This is a genomic window from Gilliamella sp. X-60 (assembly GCF_057063585.1).
On the sequence record NZ_JBXSQJ010000007.1, the window covers coordinates 91,599 to 110,548 of the forward strand.

The 18,950-nt window shown below is 35.5% G+C and carries 17 protein-coding genes; all 17 read right to left on the reverse strand.

The features are described 5' to 3' along the window. Positions 1 to 54: 54 nt before the first annotated feature. Positions 55 to 1,356 (reverse strand): trigger factor, encoded by a 1,302-nt coding sequence (gene tig, locus ACYIAM_RS05480; RefSeq protein ID WP_483747541.1) that lies wholly within the window; start codon positions 1,354 to 1,356, stop codon positions 55 to 57. Positions 1,357 to 1,463: 107 nt separating this feature from the next. Continuing rightward, positions 1,464 to 2,492 (reverse strand): UDP-3-O-(3-hydroxymyristoyl)glucosamine N-acyltransferase, encoded by a 1,029-nt coding sequence (gene lpxD, locus ACYIAM_RS05485; RefSeq protein ID WP_483747542.1) that lies wholly within the window; start codon positions 2,490 to 2,492, stop codon positions 1,464 to 1,466. Positions 2,493 to 2,494: 2 nt separating this feature from the next. Then, entirely contained in the window at positions 2,495 to 2,980 is a 486-nt protein-coding gene (locus ACYIAM_RS05490; RefSeq protein WP_174796683.1) for an OmpH family outer membrane protein, read from the reverse strand. Positions 2,981 to 3,014: 34 nt separating this feature from the next. After that, positions 3,015 to 5,438, reverse strand: coding sequence for an outer membrane protein assembly factor BamA (bamA, locus tag ACYIAM_RS05495; RefSeq protein ID WP_483747543.1), 2,424 nt, complete (start codon positions 5,436 to 5,438; stop codon positions 3,015 to 3,017). Between the two features lie 25 nt (positions 5,439 to 5,463). Continuing rightward, the gene (gene rseP, locus ACYIAM_RS05500; protein WP_483747544.1) at positions 5,464 to 6,783 is read right to left on the reverse strand and encodes an RIP metalloprotease RseP; all 1,320 of its coding nucleotides are present in this window, start codon (positions 6,781 to 6,783) and stop codon (positions 5,464 to 5,466) included. A 14-nt stretch (positions 6,784 to 6,797) separates the two neighbouring features. Then, complete coding sequence (locus ACYIAM_RS05505) at positions 6,798 to 7,640, reverse strand: phosphatidate cytidylyltransferase (protein ID WP_483747545.1); 843 nt, start codon at positions 7,638 to 7,640, stop codon at positions 6,798 to 6,800. Continuing rightward, the gene (locus ACYIAM_RS05510; protein WP_483747546.1) at positions 7,634 to 8,365 is read right to left on the reverse strand and encodes an isoprenyl transferase; all 732 of its coding nucleotides are present in this window, start codon (positions 8,363 to 8,365) and stop codon (positions 7,634 to 7,636) included. The genes ACYIAM_RS05505 and ACYIAM_RS05510 overlap by 7 nt, the downstream gene beginning before the upstream one ends. Before the next feature lie 52 nt (positions 8,366 to 8,417). Further along, positions 8,418 to 9,047 carry a cAMP-activated global transcriptional regulator CRP gene (crp, locus tag ACYIAM_RS05515; protein ID WP_174796688.1) on the reverse strand — a complete coding sequence of 210 codons (630 nt, stop codon included), beginning with the start codon at positions 9,045 to 9,047 and terminating at the stop codon, positions 8,418 to 8,420. Positions 9,048 to 9,136: 89 nt separating this feature from the next. After that, positions 9,137 to 9,343, reverse strand: coding sequence for a YheU family protein (locus tag ACYIAM_RS05520; RefSeq protein WP_174796689.1), 207 nt, complete (start codon positions 9,341 to 9,343; stop codon positions 9,137 to 9,139). Between the two features lie 279 nt (positions 9,344 to 9,622). Further along, positions 9,623 to 10,642 (reverse strand): hypothetical protein, encoded by a 1,020-nt coding sequence (locus ACYIAM_RS05525; protein WP_483747547.1) that lies wholly within the window; start codon positions 10,640 to 10,642, stop codon positions 9,623 to 9,625. 114 nt (positions 10,643 to 10,756) lie between these two features. Next, complete coding sequence (locus tag ACYIAM_RS05530; protein WP_483747548.1) at positions 10,757 to 13,435, reverse strand: inverse autotransporter beta domain-containing protein; 2,679 nt, start codon at positions 13,433 to 13,435, stop codon at positions 10,757 to 10,759. A 414-nt stretch (positions 13,436 to 13,849) separates the two neighbouring features. Next, a complete protein-coding gene (purF, locus tag ACYIAM_RS05535) occupies positions 13,850 to 15,367 on the reverse strand; it encodes an amidophosphoribosyltransferase (RefSeq protein ID WP_483747549.1) in 1,518 nt (505 codons plus the stop codon). Positions 15,368 to 15,385: 18 nt separating this feature from the next. Continuing rightward, positions 15,386 to 15,871 carry a CvpA family protein gene (locus ACYIAM_RS05540; protein ID WP_483747557.1) on the reverse strand — a complete coding sequence of 162 codons (486 nt, stop codon included), beginning with the start codon at positions 15,869 to 15,871 and terminating at the stop codon, positions 15,386 to 15,388. Positions 15,872 to 15,943: 72 nt separating this feature from the next. After that, complete coding sequence (locus ACYIAM_RS05545) at positions 15,944 to 16,522, reverse strand: SPOR domain-containing protein (protein WP_483747550.1); 579 nt, start codon at positions 16,520 to 16,522, stop codon at positions 15,944 to 15,946. Positions 16,523 to 16,534: 12 nt separating this feature from the next. Then, the gene (gene folC, locus ACYIAM_RS05550) at positions 16,535 to 17,806 is read right to left on the reverse strand and encodes a bifunctional tetrahydrofolate synthase/dihydrofolate synthase (RefSeq protein WP_483747551.1); all 1,272 of its coding nucleotides are present in this window, start codon (positions 17,804 to 17,806) and stop codon (positions 16,535 to 16,537) included. A 6-nt stretch (positions 17,807 to 17,812) separates the two neighbouring features. Continuing rightward, positions 17,813 to 18,703: an acetyl-CoA carboxylase, carboxyltransferase subunit beta gene (gene accD / locus ACYIAM_RS05555; RefSeq protein WP_065639050.1), complete on the reverse strand. Its 891-nt coding sequence runs from the start codon at positions 18,701 to 18,703 to the stop codon at positions 17,813 to 17,815. Between the two features lie 160 nt (positions 18,704 to 18,863). Next, positions 18,864 to 18,944 carry an integrase core domain-containing protein gene (locus ACYIAM_RS05560; protein WP_141670356.1) on the reverse strand — a complete coding sequence of 27 codons (81 nt, stop codon included), beginning with the start codon at positions 18,942 to 18,944 and terminating at the stop codon, positions 18,864 to 18,866. Positions 18,945 to 18,950: the final 6 nt, after the last annotated feature.

Consider the following 18,950-nt stretch of genomic DNA (forward strand, 5'->3'; position numbering starts at 1 on the left):
ATCCTTATTTGGGCTTTTAAGTGATTTTTTAAATTAAATGAAAAAGCTAATAGATTAAGCAATTTGCTGGTTCATTAATTCGGAAAACGAATAATTCTTTTCTGTTACTTTTGCACTAGCTAATAATAGATCAACAACTTGATCCTCTAATGCTACAGCTCGAATATTTTCCATCGCTTTTTTATCTTTGCGATAATATTCTAAAACTTCTTTTGGATCTTCATATGCAGTTGCAATCTCATCAATTAATGTCTGAACACGCTCTTCATCAGCAGTCAATTTATTACTTTCAATAATTTCACTAAATAATAAACCAGTAGCAACCCGTTTTCTTGCCTCAGCTTCAAATAGTTCTTTAGGTAACTCCATACCTTGTTTTACATTACCACCAAAACGAGATAATGCTTGTTTACGTAATACATCAACTTCACGATCAATTAATGCCACTGGTACATCAATTTCATTATTTTTAACTAAACCATCAATAGCTTGTACTTTGACTTTATTACGAATTGTTGCATTGAGCTCACGTGTCATGTTCTTACGAACTTCAGCTCGCAGGCTTTCAACAGTACCATCAACAATACCAAATCGTTTAATAACATCTTCAGTAAGTTCTGGTAATTCAAGTTCTTCAACTTTTTTTAGTGTTGCCGCAAATATAGCCGGCTTACCTTTTAAATTTTCAGCATGATAATCTTCAGGGAAAGTCACATTAATATCAAATTGATCACCTACTTGACGACCAATAATTGCATCTTCAAAACCAGGAATCATACGACCTTGACCCAATACCAATGCAAAATCATTAGCCTTACCACCTTCAAATTCAGCACCATCGACTTGACCAACAAAATCCAAAGTAACTCGATACTGCTCTTTAGCGGCTTTTTTAACTTCTTTCCAAGCACCTTGTTGCTTGCGTAAAGTTTCAATCATTGTTTCGATATCAGCGTCTACAACTTCTGCTACAGGCTTTTCAACTTCAATTTTGTCTAAATTCTCAACTTTGATTTCAGGGTAAACTTCAAATTCAACAGTAAACGTATAGTCTTCGCCATCTTTATATTCTTGTGGCGTATAAGTTGGGGCACCTGCTGGATTTAATTTTTCTTGAATAATTGCTTCAACAAAATTTCGTTGCATTAAATCACTTAATGCATCTTGCAAAATAGAAGCGCCATAACGTTGCTCAACAATTTTTAAAGGTACTTTTCCTTTACGAAAACCGTCAATACGTACTTTTTTTGCAGTACTAATGAGTTCTTTATCAACCGCTTTTTTGATGTCTTCTGATTTAATTGTAATTGATAAACGTCGACCTAAACCTTGTGTTGTTTCTATCGAAACTTGCATCTTTATACCTCGAGATTATTGAATATTATCTGCCCATAATTATATAAAAACGATAACTGAGCTAAAAAATTTAAAAAATAGGCATGCATTATACCGACCGTAACCGCCTACGTCGAGACATTTAATAGTTTCTTCTCAAGCGATTTCAAACGTTTATTCATTTCGTCAATATGTAAAACTAATGAAGCCGTTTTTCGCCATACTTTATTCTTTTGTAATGGAATACCTGATGAATAAACACCCGGCTCAGTTATTGGACGCATCACCATCCCCATACCAGTGACTGTAACTTGATCACATATTTCCATGTGCCCATTAATAACACTAGCACCGCCAATTAAGCAATGGCGTCCAATGGTTAGGCTTCCAGCCATAATAACACCACCCGCTACCGCTGTATGATCGCCAATAATATCGTTATGCGCTATTTGGCATTGATTATCAATAATCACACCGTTACCTATAACAGTATCATCTAACGCACCACGATCAATTGTTGTTGAGGCACCAATTTCAACATTATTACCAATAACAACACGACCTAATTGGGGAATTTTAATCCATTTCCCTTTATCATTTGCATAACCAAAGCCATCTGCACCAATCACAGTGCTTGATTGCACTAAGCAATTTTCGCCAATAACACAATTATGATAAACTGTGACATTAGCCCACAATTTTGTACCTGCACCTATTGTTGTATCTTTACCAATAAAGCAACCAGCACCAATAATACAATTATCGCCTAATACAACACCGCTTTCGATAACTGCATTAGCGCCTATCGAAATATTGTGACCGAGCTGAGCAGTTGAATCAATGACTGCCGTTGGTGCAATATCTTTTGCTGGTGTTGGCGTTGTATCAAGGATTTGCGCTAATTTTGCGTATGCAAGATAAGGATTTTTTACAATAAGAGCAGCCCCGTTCCAATGTTCAAGGCTTTCTTCAGTCATGACAACTGCAGAAGCTCTACACTCTAATAAATTACTTTGTAACTTTTTATCAGACAAAAAAGTAATTTGTCCAAATACTGCACTTCTCATTGATGCTATACCAGTGATAGTTAAATCACTATCACCGTGTAACTTAGCATCAAGTTGCTCAGCCAGTTGCGCTAAACGAAAAGCAAACATTATTATTTAACCTTTTCCAGCACTTTATCTGAAATATCAACTGCATCTGACGCTGATAATGTTGCTTCGGCTTTTAAGATAATATCGTATTTTTCGGTTGCAACAATATCTTTTACAGCCTCTTGGATTTTAGTTAATAATTTACCTGCTTCTTCAGTTTCACGTTTACGATAATCCGCTGAAAACGCCTTTGCTTTATTTTCAAAATCAGAAATTGTCTTATTTAATTTCGTCTTTTCAGAAGAAGACAATGTTAAACCATCTTTCTTCAGACGAGCGGCAGCTTCGCCTGCCTTTTTTTCTTCTGCTTGTAATGATTTAGCTCTCGCTTCAAATTCACTATCCAATGCTTTACCAACCGATTCGCGTTGAGGCATACGTTGTAATACACCCATAACATCAACGACACCAATTTTAACTTCAGCATTTGCAAAACCTGCAAATAGTAATGCTGCACTAACACCAAGAACAGATATAATTTTTTTCACTTTAATCACCTATGTTTTTATTTATAACATGGAATTACCATGTAGAACCTATATTAAATTGAAACTGTTGCGATGAGTCACCGTCATATTTCTTAAATGGTTGAGCATAAGAAAAGACCAAAGGACCTAATGGTGACATCCACTGAACCGCAAGACCTGCTGACATTCTAATATCCGATGGCGAACTATAATCAGGGATATTATGTCCTTTTAAGCCCCACTCGGTATCCCATACAGTACCTGCATCAAAAAATAGCGATGTTCTAATATTATCGGCATATTTTTCGCTAGCAAATGGAGTTGGAACAATCAGCTCAGTACTGGCAAACGCTATGGCGTTACCGCCTACTGCGTCTTTTGATTTTGTGCATCCAGATGTATTTTCTAAGCTATCACAAACATTACTTTTATTAAAGTATACCGCTTTAGGACCAACAGTATTTGATTTGAAACCACGTAGTACTGACGCCCCACCGGCATAGAAGTTTTCGTAAAATGGTAGCTCTTTACCACCAAAACCACCACCATAGCCGAATCGAGCACGAGTTAGGAAAATCCAATTATGTTCATTATCAATTGGGTAATAGTAAGAGGCATCTGAAACTAGTTTATAGAAGCGATTATCAAACAATGGCGCTGTGACTTTAGCGCTAGCAGTCATCTTTAGACCATCTGTTGGGAAGAACCCACGATCTAAGGAGTTATATGTCCAATAAGCATTTAATAATAAATCATTGGTATCAAAAGAAATAGAGTTTCTGTCTTTTACCTTTTTGCCCACGGATTCAAAATAACGCCACATACCGTATTGCGCTTGCATATCGGACAACTTATGATTGGCATATTCAGTACCAAAACGAACAAAGTTATTTTCACTAATTGGAAAACCTAAATTAGCAGATGCCCCCCAAGTCTTACTTGAATATTCAGACTCATCATCTTTATCGTCATTTTTATAGGTATTATAATAAATGCTACCACCTAGGCTTACACCATCGACCGTAAAATAAGGGTCAACGATAGAAATAGACGCAGTTTTATCAGTATCAGTAGTGTTAATATCAAATGAGACACTATTGCCTGTACCTAACCAGTTATCTTGAGAAATACCCGCATTGAAACTAAGACCACTATCAGAACCGATACCTACACCAAATTTGATACTACCTGTATTACGTTCAGCAACTTTATAAATAATATCAACTTGATCATCCACACCAGACACTCGTTCGGTATTTGCTTCAACAGTATCAAAAAAACCAAGACGACTTAAACGCTCTTTTCCTAATTCAACTAAACCATTACTTAGCCAAGCTCCTTCCATTTGACGAAGCTCACGACGGATTACGCTTTCGCTTGTTACCGTATTACCAACGATTTTGATATTACGAATATAATAACGTTGACCAACATCAACCAGTACATTTAATTTAACTGTATGTGCACTATCATCCATTTCTGGTTGGATTGAAACCCTAGGATATGCATAACCAAAATTAGCAAGTAAACGCTTAACCTTATCTTCAATTTCGGTAATCTTTTTACCATTATAGAGCTCACCAATTGATACTTTTTCATTAGCAATTTTGGCAATCGCTTCTTTATGACCTGCAAAATTACCCATCAATTCAAGTTTAGATAGTTTATACTGTTCACCCTCATGAATATTGATTGTCACGTAAATGCCTTTTTTGTCTGGCGTTAAACTGACTTGAGTTGACTCGATATTAAAACGGGCATAACCGCGGTTTAAGTAAAAACTTTGCAATTCATCTAAATCAGAGGCTAATTTTTGTTTTTGATATTTACGATCGCCAAGCATGTTCCACCAAGGTACTTCATCGCGCAAAGTAAAACGCGAAATAAGTTCTTCTGATGAAAACGCTTTAGCTCCGACAATGTTGATCTGATCGATTAATGCTGATTTACCTTCAGCAACAACTAATTTTAAATCGACACGATTACGAGATAGCGGGGTGACAACAGCTTTAATTTGAGCATTATATTTACCAACACTGTAGTAAAAATCTTCTAGGCCCTTTTCTATACCAGAAAGCATTGTACGATCTAATGCTTCGCCTTCACGAATACCAGAACTATCTAGATTCTTTTTAAGCATGTCGTTTTTGACTGATTTATTACCAGAAAAAGTTATGCTAGCTATCGTCGGGCGTTCTTGAACATGAACAATTAGTCTGTCGCCATCACGAGAAACAGTGATATTATCAAAGTTACCACTAGAATACAGTGATTTGATTATACGACCTAAATCAGCTTCATTAACATAGTCACCAACTTGGATTGGCATTTCAAGCAGTGCAGCACCAAGAGTGACACGCTGTAAACCTTCGAATTTGATATCTTTTACTACAAAATCATCAACACAAAATGCATTGGAACTATATACAGCTGTAGTACCGAACAGCAAAGATGCTATAAGTAATTTATTTATTTTCATCGTAAATGTTTATAACCTCATCCCATCACAATCGTAAAATATCATTAAATAGTGCAATTCCCATTATTACCATTAATAAAACAAACCCAATACGAAAAAAACGCTCTTGTGATTTATTTGATAAGGCACTTCCTTTTATCTTTTCAAATAATAAAAAAACAAGGTGTCCGCCGTCTAATATAGGTAATGGAACAAGATTGATAACTCCCAAACTTATACTAATAAAGGCTAGAAAATATAAGTAAGAGGTTAAACCATAACTTGCTGTTTGCCCTGCGCTTTTTGCGATTGTTATTGGTCCTGATAAATGTTGTAGACCAATAACACCAGTTACTAATTGATAAAGCGAACGAATAGTTAACTTTGTAGTTAATACTGTTTGCGCTATACCTTTATTAAATCCTTCTAAAAAACCATACTGTACAACTCTAGCATCAGATGTGGGATATAAACCAGCAACGCCTTCTCCGTTTTTTTTGACTGTTGGTACGAGTTTAAGATAAATATTTTTATCTTCTCGATTAATCTCTAAAACCATTGCTTGAGCTTTTTTAATTGTACTGGAAAAATCATTCCAATCTACATATGATTGATTATTATAACCGATAATTTTATCACCAACACGTAAACCTGCTTGTTCTGCAGCCGAACCCGATACAATTTTACTCACTATTGGATAAATTTCCAACTTTTTAGGCACAATCCCAAATGCGGTAATCGCCGAGTCTTTTTCTATATCAAAATGCCAATTACTAATATCTACACTATTTTTAACTTCTTTTTGATCACTACCATCTGTACTATCAATATAAGAAAAAGTGACATTAGCTTTTCCCATCGCACTAATTAAAGCTAAATTGACATCATTCCAAGTTTCTACTTTGACATTATCAATGGTTTTCAATTCGGCATCAGCTGGAATTGCTACAGTAGCAGCGGGTGTATTTGGTATCACGTTTTTTATTTTAACAGGGTAAGTTACTGCACCTGTCAAAAAAATAACCCAGTAAATAAGCAAAGCTAATACGAAATTAGCAAATGGGCCTGCAAAAATAATTGCCGCTCTTTGCCAAATTTTCTTTTGATCAAACGCAAATTTTTCGTTATTGCTTGATAATGTTGTTGCTCTACCATCAAGCATTTTAACATAACCACCCAGTGGAATCATAGCAATTACCAATTCGGTTCCACTTAAAAATTTATAAGACCACAATTTTTTGCCAAAACCAATTGAAAAACATTCAACACGAACCTTACATAAGCGAGCAACGCAAAAGTGCCCAAACTCATGAATAGTAACTAATATACTCATGGTAATAACAAATAATAACAGTGACCACAACAAAATCTATCACCTTTTTATAATATGTAAAAAGATAATGCAGCAAAAACAGGAACTGCAGCAGTTAAACTATCAATGCGATCTAATATTCCACCATGTCCAGGAATTAAGTTACCACTATCTTTAACACCAGCTTCACGCTTAAACATACTTTCAGTTAAGTCACCTAAAACTGAAACTAAAATTGCTAACAAAGAGCTAATAAAAAATGCGCTGAATCGAATATTAAAAAAATTGAACATGTAAGCAATTACACTAAGTGCAATCGCTAAACTAACACCACCAATAAAACCTTCTACAGTCTTACCGGGTGAGACTTTTACTGCTAATTTCCGTTTACCAAAAGTTCGTCCTGCAAAATAAGCGCCAGTATCTGTCGCCCATACTAGCACAAAGACATAAAGCAACCAAATTGCACCTGTATAAGAATTAGAATTATAGTTTATTGATCTTAATTCAATCATACTAATAAAAAACGGCACTAGCGTAAAAAAAGCAAATAGTAATTTTGTAACAATTGAATTGCCCCAATATCTAGTGGTAGCGGGATAGCTGCCCACTAAACACAACGCAATGAGCCACCATACAATTGATAAAGATAAGATAGTGGTATATAGCCTCATTTTTAACTCAACTGAATTTGGAATCAAATAAAGTACACTTAATAAAATGACGATTGAAAGGGCAAAGATTAACCTTGAGGACTTTTTAGTAATATGAAGAAACTGAGTCCACTCCCACGCGGCTAATCCACAAACTAGAATAATAGTTAAAGAAAATAAGGGTAATGGAACAAAAAAAAGAACCACTATTACAAGTGGAATAAGTACAATTGCAGCAAGTATACGATGGATTAACATAAATGTTCCTTATTATGAAGGCCACCAAAACGTCGCTCTCGGGTATTAAATACATTGATTGCTTCATCGAATAAATTTTGGTTAAAATCAGGCCATAAAGTATCAGTAAAATAGAGTTCAGAATAAGCAATTTGCCATAACAAAAAGTTACTGATTCGGTATTCACCGCCAGTGCGAATAACTAAATCAACTTCAGGAAATTCACTCATACACATTGCTGAAGCAAAACGGCCTTCTGTCATTTCATCTAGAGTGATTTCGCCTGTTGCAACTTGCATGGCCATTTTTTTAGCTGATTGCAAAATATCCCAACGACCGCCGTAGTTGGCAGCAATGTTCAGCACTAAACCAGAATTATTTTTGGTCAAATTTTGCGCATTAATAATCATATTTTGCAAATGCTCACTAAAGCGAGAAATATCACCAATAATATTTAAGCGGACATTATTTTTATTCAAACTTTTAATTTCTCTATTTAAAGCATAAATAAAAAGAGAAATTAACGCTGAAACTTCATTAGCTGGTCGCTTCCAGTTTTCGCTGCTAAATGCGTACAAAGTAAGAACTTTTATCTTTAAGGTTGCTGCATAAGTCACAATTTTTCGCACAGTCTTTAAGCCTGCTCGATGACCACTTGCACGCATTTGATTACGCTCTTGCGCCCAGCGACCATTGCCATCCATAATTATAGCCACATGACTTGGAATATATCTTTCTTGTGTCATGCAATATCTCGTATTATATCAATCATTGTAGTAATTATATTATTTTGGTCAATTAACGTGTTCCATAAACGACAATCGTTTTACCATGTGCAGAAATCAAATGTTGATCTTCAAGCATTTTTAAAATTCGTCCAACTGTTTCACGTGAACAGCCAACAATTTGACCGATTTCTTGACGTGTGATTTTGATTTGCATGCCATCAGGATGTGTCATTGCATCAGGTTGTTTTGCAAGGTTTAAAAGTGTTTGCGCAATACGCCCAGCAACATCTAAAAAAGCTAAATTACTCACTTTTTCAGATGTAACTTGTAACCGACTTGCCAGTTGGCTAGCTAAGCGCATTAAAATATCAGGATTGACTTGGACAAGCTGCTTAAATTTTTTGTATGAAATTTCGGCCACCTCACAACTTGTTTTGGCTTTAACCCAAGCACTTCGTTCGGTACCTTCTTCAAAAAGACCTAATTCACCTAAAAATTGATTTTGATTTAAATAAGACAAAATCATTTCATTACCTTCGTCATCTTTAATCAATACTGCTACAGAACCTTTTAAAATATAATAGAGAGTTTCTGCTTTTTCGCCTTGGTGTATAAGGGTACTTTTAGCTGGATATTTATGAATATGGCAATGAGATAAAAACCATTCTAAAGTTGTATCCGATTGCTGTTTACCAATCATTACGCCTACCTCTCCATTTAATTTACAACTATGACACTATAACAAAGTTAGACAATAAATCATATACTAACAAACAATCATTTTGACCATTATTTAATTCGCTTAATATCAATTGTTTCATGTAATTGCGACCAATAGATTGCAACCGAACCATTTGCTAATTGAAGTTTAACATCATTAACTTTTTCTTGTAGTGATTTTTCTTGTAAACCGTAGTCTGTACCCTCGCGCAACACGAAGTATTCTATAAGGTTATTTAACGTTTCAGGATCTAAATCTTGCCAAGGAATATTCATGTAAATTACATTAATTTAAAATTAGTGCTATTTTAAATTATTAATTTAAGAATAAGAAGTGTGAATTTAATTATCTTTGCTCTGCTTGCTGTACATTTTACATTAAGGAACAACATAGGCCTATTGAGAGTTTATTTAAAATAGTCACGCCATATTTTTGACAGAGATATAAGTAGGTTCTAAATAGTATTTTATAAAATATGTTTAATATTAAATTAACAAGATAAATGAATACAAAAACCACTCCGAAGAGTGGTTTTAATAGTTTTATAGCTTAACTTATGGGGTGGTGACAGTTATAAACGAAAGTTGGTAACCTTGAATACCTGCTTTATGAGTTGAAAAACTTGAGTAAATGCTATTATGTTTAGCGGCACCTTGAGGAGAACCTAACCAGATAGTATCATTTATACCTTTTCTATTATTAGTATCCGCCGTAAGCGCAGTACTTTCGGCTGGTACGTTGCCATTTTCAAGAATTCCAGCGCCTACTACATGCCATTCAAACTTATAACTACCGGTATACTCAGCCTCACCGGCATCGACGTTATTATCGCTATTTGCATCGTTCCATACTACAGCTGCATATCTTTCGCCATATTTAGGGTTTAAACCATTAGAAGCATAGTTGCTGCTTTGAATCACACCATTAGTATCAATTAAGAAAATACCTGTTTGATATTGTGCAGGCACAATTGGACCAGGAGTAATACCTGGTGGTGGAACACCAGGACCCGTATTATCGCCAGGTGTCCCAGGATCATCATCAGATGCACCAGAACCATTCGAGCTAAAAATATCACCAACATGTACCCATTTACCTATTGAAGGGGCACCAAAATCAGTTCTTTCTAAGACTTTAAAACCAATTTTGCTTTTTCCAGCAAAATCATTCGTAATAGGGAATGAGATTGTAGCCTTGCCATCAGATTCATGAGCTATAGTGGCATTTATTGTCATTTCATCCCAAGGAGAACTCGCATCTTGTCTTGCATAAACTTTTAATGTATCTTTCAGTGCATCAGCGGCATCCGTATCGCCATCTGCATCTTCTAATACATATGAAATATGAATAACATCACCAACCATAACTGGGTCGCCTGCTGCAATATCTGAACCATCTGCATGCTTGATAGTAACAGCCGTTCTATGAGCATCTGTTCCCCCAGGAGCTTTCATTACAGGCGCATTACCTTGAATAGTAGCGTTTGTCACTGCTGTTAATGCAAAAGCACTACTTGCTGCATAACCAGCTAAAAATAAGCCTAATGCAACCTTTTTAATTGTAAGATTTTTCATGTTTAACTTCCTATTTTTCTGTGTAAATTAACATGTTGTATTTATATAAATACACCATTACTTGGTGTTCCCTTTTTGATTACCGACGTAAGCCGATAATCTAAATCTTTATTATTATAAAACTGTAACTTGTAATTTAAATCCTTGATCCCCAGCGCACGCAGAAATAGAGGCTGACTGTGGTGTTAAATCTAAATAGCCTGGCGCACCTGCAACAGCTGGAATGCTAGTTCCTAATGTAGCGTAACTTGTACTATTTGTTTGTATTCTATAAGGAACATCCATCCCCATAGCAACGTTAAACCACGGCCCTGTAGGTTTGTTAGAAACATCATTTGGTAATGATGTCACTGAACTAGGGCAGGCTATTTCATTTGAACCGACCAATGACCAAATCACAAAAGGATTAACAATTGGATCTCCACCTGCGGTAAACGCTTTAACATGATATTCATTACCCACTCGCCACTCGTTTGGACCCGATGGAGAAAATTGAAGTATAGACCCTGAGCTGCTGGCGATTTTTATTCCATCAGCATTCCACACTTCAATACTACCGGCTCTACCACCTGAAAAATCGACGGAAGCTTTATTAAATGACGAACCAAAACCATACTGATCTAGCGAAATTGAGAAATCAACCATTCCTTCAACATTTGAAGCGACATCTAATGCATAACTATCACCAATCACATCTAAACCAGCGGCAGTTGAAGCATGAGATGATACTTTTTGACCTTTTACAATTTTTTCAAATGATTTCACAATGACACAAGGTTCTTGTCTTGGACATTCATTTATACTACCTGAAGTACCATCAATTAAAGCAATTTTTTCACCATTACTAGTTGCAGTCCACAGCCCAACAAATTCGTCAAAAGTTTCAGGTATACGGCCCATTAGTTCATCATCACTAAAACCATCTACATCTTGAAATGAATTGATTGTGCCATTGTTAACCTTGGGTTTAACGAGGGTTGCTAATACTGTCAAACTACTTGAACCATCTGCAGTTTGCGTCGCCAAAGTTGTTTTGTTACCCAAACTATCAACTGCCCATACCCCAATTTTACGCATTGCTGGATCTGGCACTACTTCAAAACTAATAGAGTTGGATGTTGCAGATTTATTGCGACTATCTGTAACGGATACCGATAAAGAATATTTACCATTTGTACTCGCAGGACGACGCTGACCATTTTCATCAATATAACTAGGCGCAACAATTTTCCAGTTATTTGTGTCAACTGGTGGATTCAACCAAGAAGAAGCAGAACAAATCCCAGTTGTCGCACATAAGAAACCACCACCAGCATCAATTTCTAGCATATCGCCAGACCATGCTATACTTGATAAGTTCTTAGCGTTATGAACACTGATACTTAATGGATAAGTTTGCCCTTCAATTAACTGAGTTTGTTCAAGACCCAAATCGACCGACATTTTCTTTTCTTTATATTCAAGAACGATATAGTTATTACGATCAACTAAATCATAACGGCTACCCTTCAAAGAACGCGCAGATTGAACCATATCTGGATCCAACTGGTCTTTCAACGGTGTACCTATACGATAGTTCATTGTTAACTCAGCTTTAGTTGCTTTTTGATTATCTTGACCTCGTTTATGTTCGGCTTTAATAGTGAAAAGTGGAACTGGCGTATAATCGAGACCTACCGTCACTGCTCTTGGATCTTTTTGTAGATTGTCTTTACCAAATAAAGCGACTTTATCACCAAAGTATTGTTCATACATAAGTGATCCACCTAAATGTGGATATTGTGGTAAATAACCTTGGAATCGAATATCAAAACCTTTTGCCGCACGTTCTAAGTAATCATCAAAATCTTTGGAATCTTTCCAGTCTGATAAAGGATGATAATAGTTAGCCGCAAACTTCATATAATCACTCCACGCTTCGGCACCAATACCTAAACGGTTATGCGAACGTTGGAAATCATGGTCAAAAAACACGTTATAACCCAGTAACCATTTGTTATCAGCCACATCCCAACGCTGACCAATACCAAAGTTACCTATTCGACGATTATGTTCATACTCTTGAAATGATATTTGACTAAATATTAACGTATCTTCAGTGTCATACCATGGGCTAAATAACTTCAAGTTAACGTTATTAAATTCGCCTTTATCACTTAAATCAAATTGTAATTGAGCAGTACCAAAACGACCTAAAAAATCTTGAACTGCGTTACGAGCAGGATCAACAATTTGGCTTTTAACGCTGTTACGTACATAACTTTCTGCGTAATCTTTACCTCTGTTTTTCAGTTGTCCAGATAAACCACCATTATCTGACGATGTTAATTGCTTCCAGTCCTGACTAGCTAAGGTCTGCAATGTTGAAGCAACTTGACTTGCAAGTGCATCTTTGTCTTTTTTCACATCATAATTATCGTCTGAACCTAACTTAGGTAAATTCGCATACTTGTCATCTTTGTCATCTTTTATTTTTATTGCAGGCAATAAAGGGGAATTTTCCGGCAAGACTAAACGCTCGCCAACATCAACAACATCTTTTTTATCAAAACGCCCCGCGTTCATTGTGCGCAATTCTGAAATAGAGATACTACTTAAAAGTGCAATTTGATAAAGGCTACGCTGTTGATTGTTAATCATCTCGCGAGCTTTTGAGCCATCTTTTAATTCAATTATCTTATTACTATCTACAGGACCTTGCGATACCTGAGCATCAGCAGCAAAAGCAGATTGCCATCCTAGTGTAGCAATTACTAATGCAGAGATAATTGTTAAATTAAGATTCTTTCTCATCTTAACATTCCTTATATTTCACCGACAAAGCGCATCACATATAATGTCTTGTTAATACCTATTTGTCTTTATTAAATATCAACGTGATTATTTATTTTTATACAATTAATCTTTTCGGACAACTTTTTTCTTTAAATTTCTTTACAAAGTTTTTTTCAACTTTTGTGATTTTATTACAAAAAAGTCATAAATCAAAATATTTTATTATAATTTTTTGACATTTTTTTATTGTTTTATTATTTATTATTAAAAATCAAATTTTTAATTCGTAGTGATTAATGTTAATTTTTAGTCAATTAGGTGAATATTACAGATAATAAACTGGCAACATGATTTAAATGAATAAAAATGACATATACATGACATTGCGTGTCTTTATATAATATTTTTGTCATTTACAATAATTATTGTCGTTTATTGCTCTTCATTGTAAAGCTCTAGGTTTTCTGACTCTTTACAAGTTGGAGATCTTTTGTTGTCACTTCTCTTTTGCTCTAATAATGATAAATAGCTATCATCAATCCCTTCAGTAACATATTTGCCATCAAAAACAGAACATTCTAAATGATGTATGTTTGGATTTTGCGCTGTGATTGAATAAACCAAATCAGATAAGTCTTGAAAAATAAGCTTATCAGCGCCAATATCTTTAGCGATTTCATCAACCGTTCGGTTATAAGCAATAAGTTCACTGGCAACAGGCATATCGATCCCATAAACGTTTGGATGTCTAATTTCTGGTGCTGCAGACGCTAAATAGACTTTTTTGGCACCAACTGAACGTACCATGTCAAGAATTTCTTTTGAGGTTGTGCCTCGCACTATGGAATCATCAACTAATAAGACATTTTTACCTTCAAATTCAATACGGTTAGCATTGAGTTTTCTTCTTACTGACAATTTCCGTGCTCTTTGCCCCGGCATGATAAACGTGCGGCCAACATAGCGATTTTTAACAAATCCTTGCCGATAAGGTTTATTTAAAATACGGGCAATTTCAAGCGCAGCATCACATGATGTTTCAGGAATAGGAATGACAACATCAATATCAATATCTTTCCACTCTTTTGCTATTTTTTGCCCCAGTTTTTGCCCCATTAAAATTCGTGATTGATAAACCGATACGCCATTCATCAATGAATCTGGTCTTGCAAAATAAACATACTCAAAAATACATGGGTAATATTGCGGATTATCTGAACACTGCTGAGAATATAATTGTCCTTCTTGAGTAATATAAATTGCTTCGCCCGGCTGGACATCACGCATAAACTCAAAATCAAGAATATCTAAAGCTACGCTTTCAGATGCAACCATGTACTCAATTTTCTGATTATCAAGCACCCTTTTACCAATGACTAAAGGACGAATTCCATAAGGGTCACGAAAGGCGACAAGACCATGCCCAATAATCATTGCTACACAAGCATATGCGCCTTTAATGATGTTATGAACATTATGTATGGCAGTAAAAATATTATCGGCAGTTAATGGATAGTCGGGGAACTTATCAAGTTCATGGGCAAATATATTGAGTAATACCTCTGAGTCGGAATTTGTATTAATATGGCGCCTTGCAAGTTCAAATACTTTATTACGTAGCTCATCTGTATTGGTTAGATTTCCATTATGAGCAAGCGCAATACCATAAGGTGAATTGACATAAAAGGGTTGTGCTTCGGATGGGCTAGAGCTACCGGCTGTTGGATAACGAATATGTCCTATCCCCAAATGACCTTGCAACCGTTGCATATGATGTTCTTGAAACACATCTTTGACCAAACCATTCGCCTTGCGTAAACGAAAGCGATTTTGATTATCAATAGTTACGATTCCTGCTGCATCTTGCCCTCGATGTTGCAAAACAGTCAACGCATCATAAATAGATTGATTAACAGCACTACATCCTACAATACCCACAACACCACACATACTATGGTTACCTCAAATTTACCGGACTAAAAACGAAGAAGACTGTTGTATAAAATCGAAAAACCAACGAATGATAAAATGAAAATGTGGAATTAGCTGTGATTGATTCCAATACGATGATTGAGATAACGGCGTAAAGGTATCAACCAAAAAAAGGACTGCCGCAACAACTAAAATTCCACGTAGCACGCCAAAACAGACACCTAATATACGATCAGTACCTGATAATCCTGTTTTTTGGATTAATTGACCAATAATATAAGACACAATTGCACAAACTAATAATGTAGCAACAAAAAGAATAACAATCGCAACAGCAATGCGTATCACATCGCTATCAAAATAAGTTAAATAATCAGTAATATAGATATAAAATCGGCTGGAAATAAAAAAAGCTAAAATCCAGCTAATGAGTGATAATGCTTCTCGCACAAAACCTCGTACGATGCTAATTAATGCAGAAAAAGCAATCACACCAATAATAGTAAAATCAACCCAATTCATCATAATAACTCATAATTTTATATTAAAAATGTTTTATTTTAATTATTGTTTGCAACACAAATAGAACAGCGATTAATTAGCAACAATAATACCTTGCAATTTTGTTAGGTTATTTAAGTTAATAATGACTTGTTCTGCTTGCTCTTTTTTAGCATAAGGACCAACCTGTAACTTAATTAACTGATTAGGTTCTGGATTTTGAGGTAGAGTTCTAACGCTATAATTATTTAACCTTAACAACGCAACTAACTCTTCTATTTTTTGCTTATTTTTTAATGCGGTAAGCTGAATCATATAAGGTTTAGTTTCTTGTTGTGATGTTGCAGGTTTTATTGTTGTTGAGGTATCAACATCATCATCAATGTCAGGTAAAACGAATGTACTTGCATTTTGCTCTGAATCAGGTATGTAAGGAACTTCAGATACATTATTGGTCTCGTCATCAACAACATTGAATGGTGCTTCGTTCTGATTTTGTTGAGTCACACTTTCAGCCTGAAAAATAGGCGTTGTTGAAGTGCGCAAGTTGGATTTGTCCGTTATTATCCATGGAGCAATTGCTGCGATAATAAGCAATAATGTAGCAAAACCTACCAGCCGATTTCTTACTCTATTTTGTTTTTTTGAATTAATTTGTTGATTGTTCGCCATGATTAATTTCGCTTAATGCTCAATTTCAGCTAAAACATCAGATACAGTATGAAATGAGCCACATACCACAATAATATCTTCTTCTTTAGCCTCTTGTATTGCCTTTTGATAAGCTTTAGATACTGTATCAAATGTTGATACATCAAGCTCACCTTTATTTAACAAGTGTTGTTTTAACAACTCGGCACGACAACCTCGCTCGCCATAAAGAGAAGCACAATACCACTTGTCACCTTTTAAAATGGATAAAGTACTTTTAATATCTTTATCCTTAAGCATACCAACAACAAATCTAACTTTACCAACATTTAAATATTCGGCTTTTAGTTTTTCTAATTGTTGAGTTAAATAAACTGCTGCGTGTGGATTATGTGCTACATCGAGGATCACAAGTGGTGATCTTTGAATAATTTGAAAACGGCCTGTTAAATTAGATTTTGCCAACCCTTTAGTTATTTCGTCTTGTGTTATTTTAAGTGATGAATAACTTAAGGCGGCAATTGCAGTTGCAGCATTCGCTAAGGGAACATTAGTAATAGGTAAGCGGTTATATTGTTTTATTTGCGATTTAAACGACCATGAATCTTTGTTAACTTGTTGATAATACCAGTCACAATTTACCACATAAAGCGGGATTTTGACTGAGTTAGCCACATTTAAAATGGATTTGGGCATTTCTGGTTCACCAACAATAGCAATACTTTTAGTTTTAAAAATACCTGCTTTTTCACGCCCGATGCTCTCACGAGTATCACCTAAATAATTAACATGATCGATACCAATAGTTGTCACGATAGCAATGTCGGCATCAACAATATTGGTTGCATCAAGCCGCCCGCCAAGACCAACTTCTAATATCACAACATCTAATTTTGTTTGTTTAAATTGATAAAGCGCAGCAAGGGTTGCATATTCGAAATAAGTCAGTGATATATCACCTCTGGCCTTTTCTATTTCGACAAAGGCTTTGACTGTCTCTTGTTCACTTGATTCTTGATTGTTAATTCGTACTCGTTCAGTAAAACGTAATAAATGAGGAGAACTATAAACACCAACTTGTAAGTTTGCCTCAAGCAATATCATTTCAAGTGTTCGGCAAGTTGTTCCTTTACCATTGGTGCCAGCAACAGTAAAAACATATGGTGCTGGTTGTAATAAATTAAGATGCTGAGCTACCGTCCTTACGCGTTCTAAGCCTAAGTCGATGGTTGTGGGATGTAATTGCTCTAAATAACAAAGCCATGTCTTTAGATCTGACATGGCATTCGGCTGTTTGTTTTGCATACTCAATCAAACGGTCTCGTTAAGAGCAACATCATTAAAAGGATCCGGTAGTTTCATTAATTTTGTGATTAAACTTGCAATTTTAGGCCGCATATCTTTACGATGAATAATCATATCTATTGCACCTTTTTCGAGTAAAAACTCACTACGTTGAAACCCTTCTGGTAATATTTCACGAACAGTTTGTTGAATCACTCGCGGCCCAGCAAAACCGATTAGCGCTTTAGGTTCAGCTATATTAATATCCCCCAGCATTGCCAAACTTGCTGATACCCCTCCCATTGTAGGATCGGTCATTACTGAAATATAAGGTAAACCTTCATCTTGCATTTTAGCAAGAATAGCACTGGTTTTTGCCATTTGCATTAATGAAAATAGTGCTTCTTGCATGCGCGCCCCACCACTTGTTGAAAAACAAATTAAAGGGCATTTATCTGCAATGGCTTGCTCTGCAGCACGAGTGAATAATGCACCAACAACAGAAGACATTGATCCACCAATAAACGCAAACTCAAAACAAGCTACCACGACAGGAACGCCAAACAATGTTCCCTTCATTACAACCATCGCTTCTTTTTCGTGAGTCTCTTTTTGTGCGGCAGTTAAACGATCTTTATATTTTTTAGTATCTTTAAATTTTAAGATATCTTTAGGCATAAGATCGGTACCGATTTCGACATCCGAACCCTCGTCTAAAAAACGATATAAACGCACACGGGCAGGAATATGCATATGGTGATCGCATTTTGGACAAACTTCCAAATTAAGATCAAGTTCAGCTTGATAAATGACTTGTTCACAGTTACTACATTTAGTCCAAACACCGCCTGGAATATTCGCCTTTTTATGATCCGACGATATATTATTTTTACTAAGAATTTTTTCAATCCAGCTCATTATGAATCTCTCATTCTGGCACTCTTTACAAATTTGCGGCTATTGTACAATACTTTGCACTAATTCTTAATAGTTGTTTTTATTTTTATCTTATTTTGTAAATCAATTTTGCAGAGGAAATGTAAATACCCCAAACCTAGTACACAACTCACGTAGAAAATCATGCTGCTTGTTTTAGTGTTTTATACTCAATCGGTGTCATGTTATTTAACGCCTCATGCGGTCTTTCGGTATTATAAATCGTTAA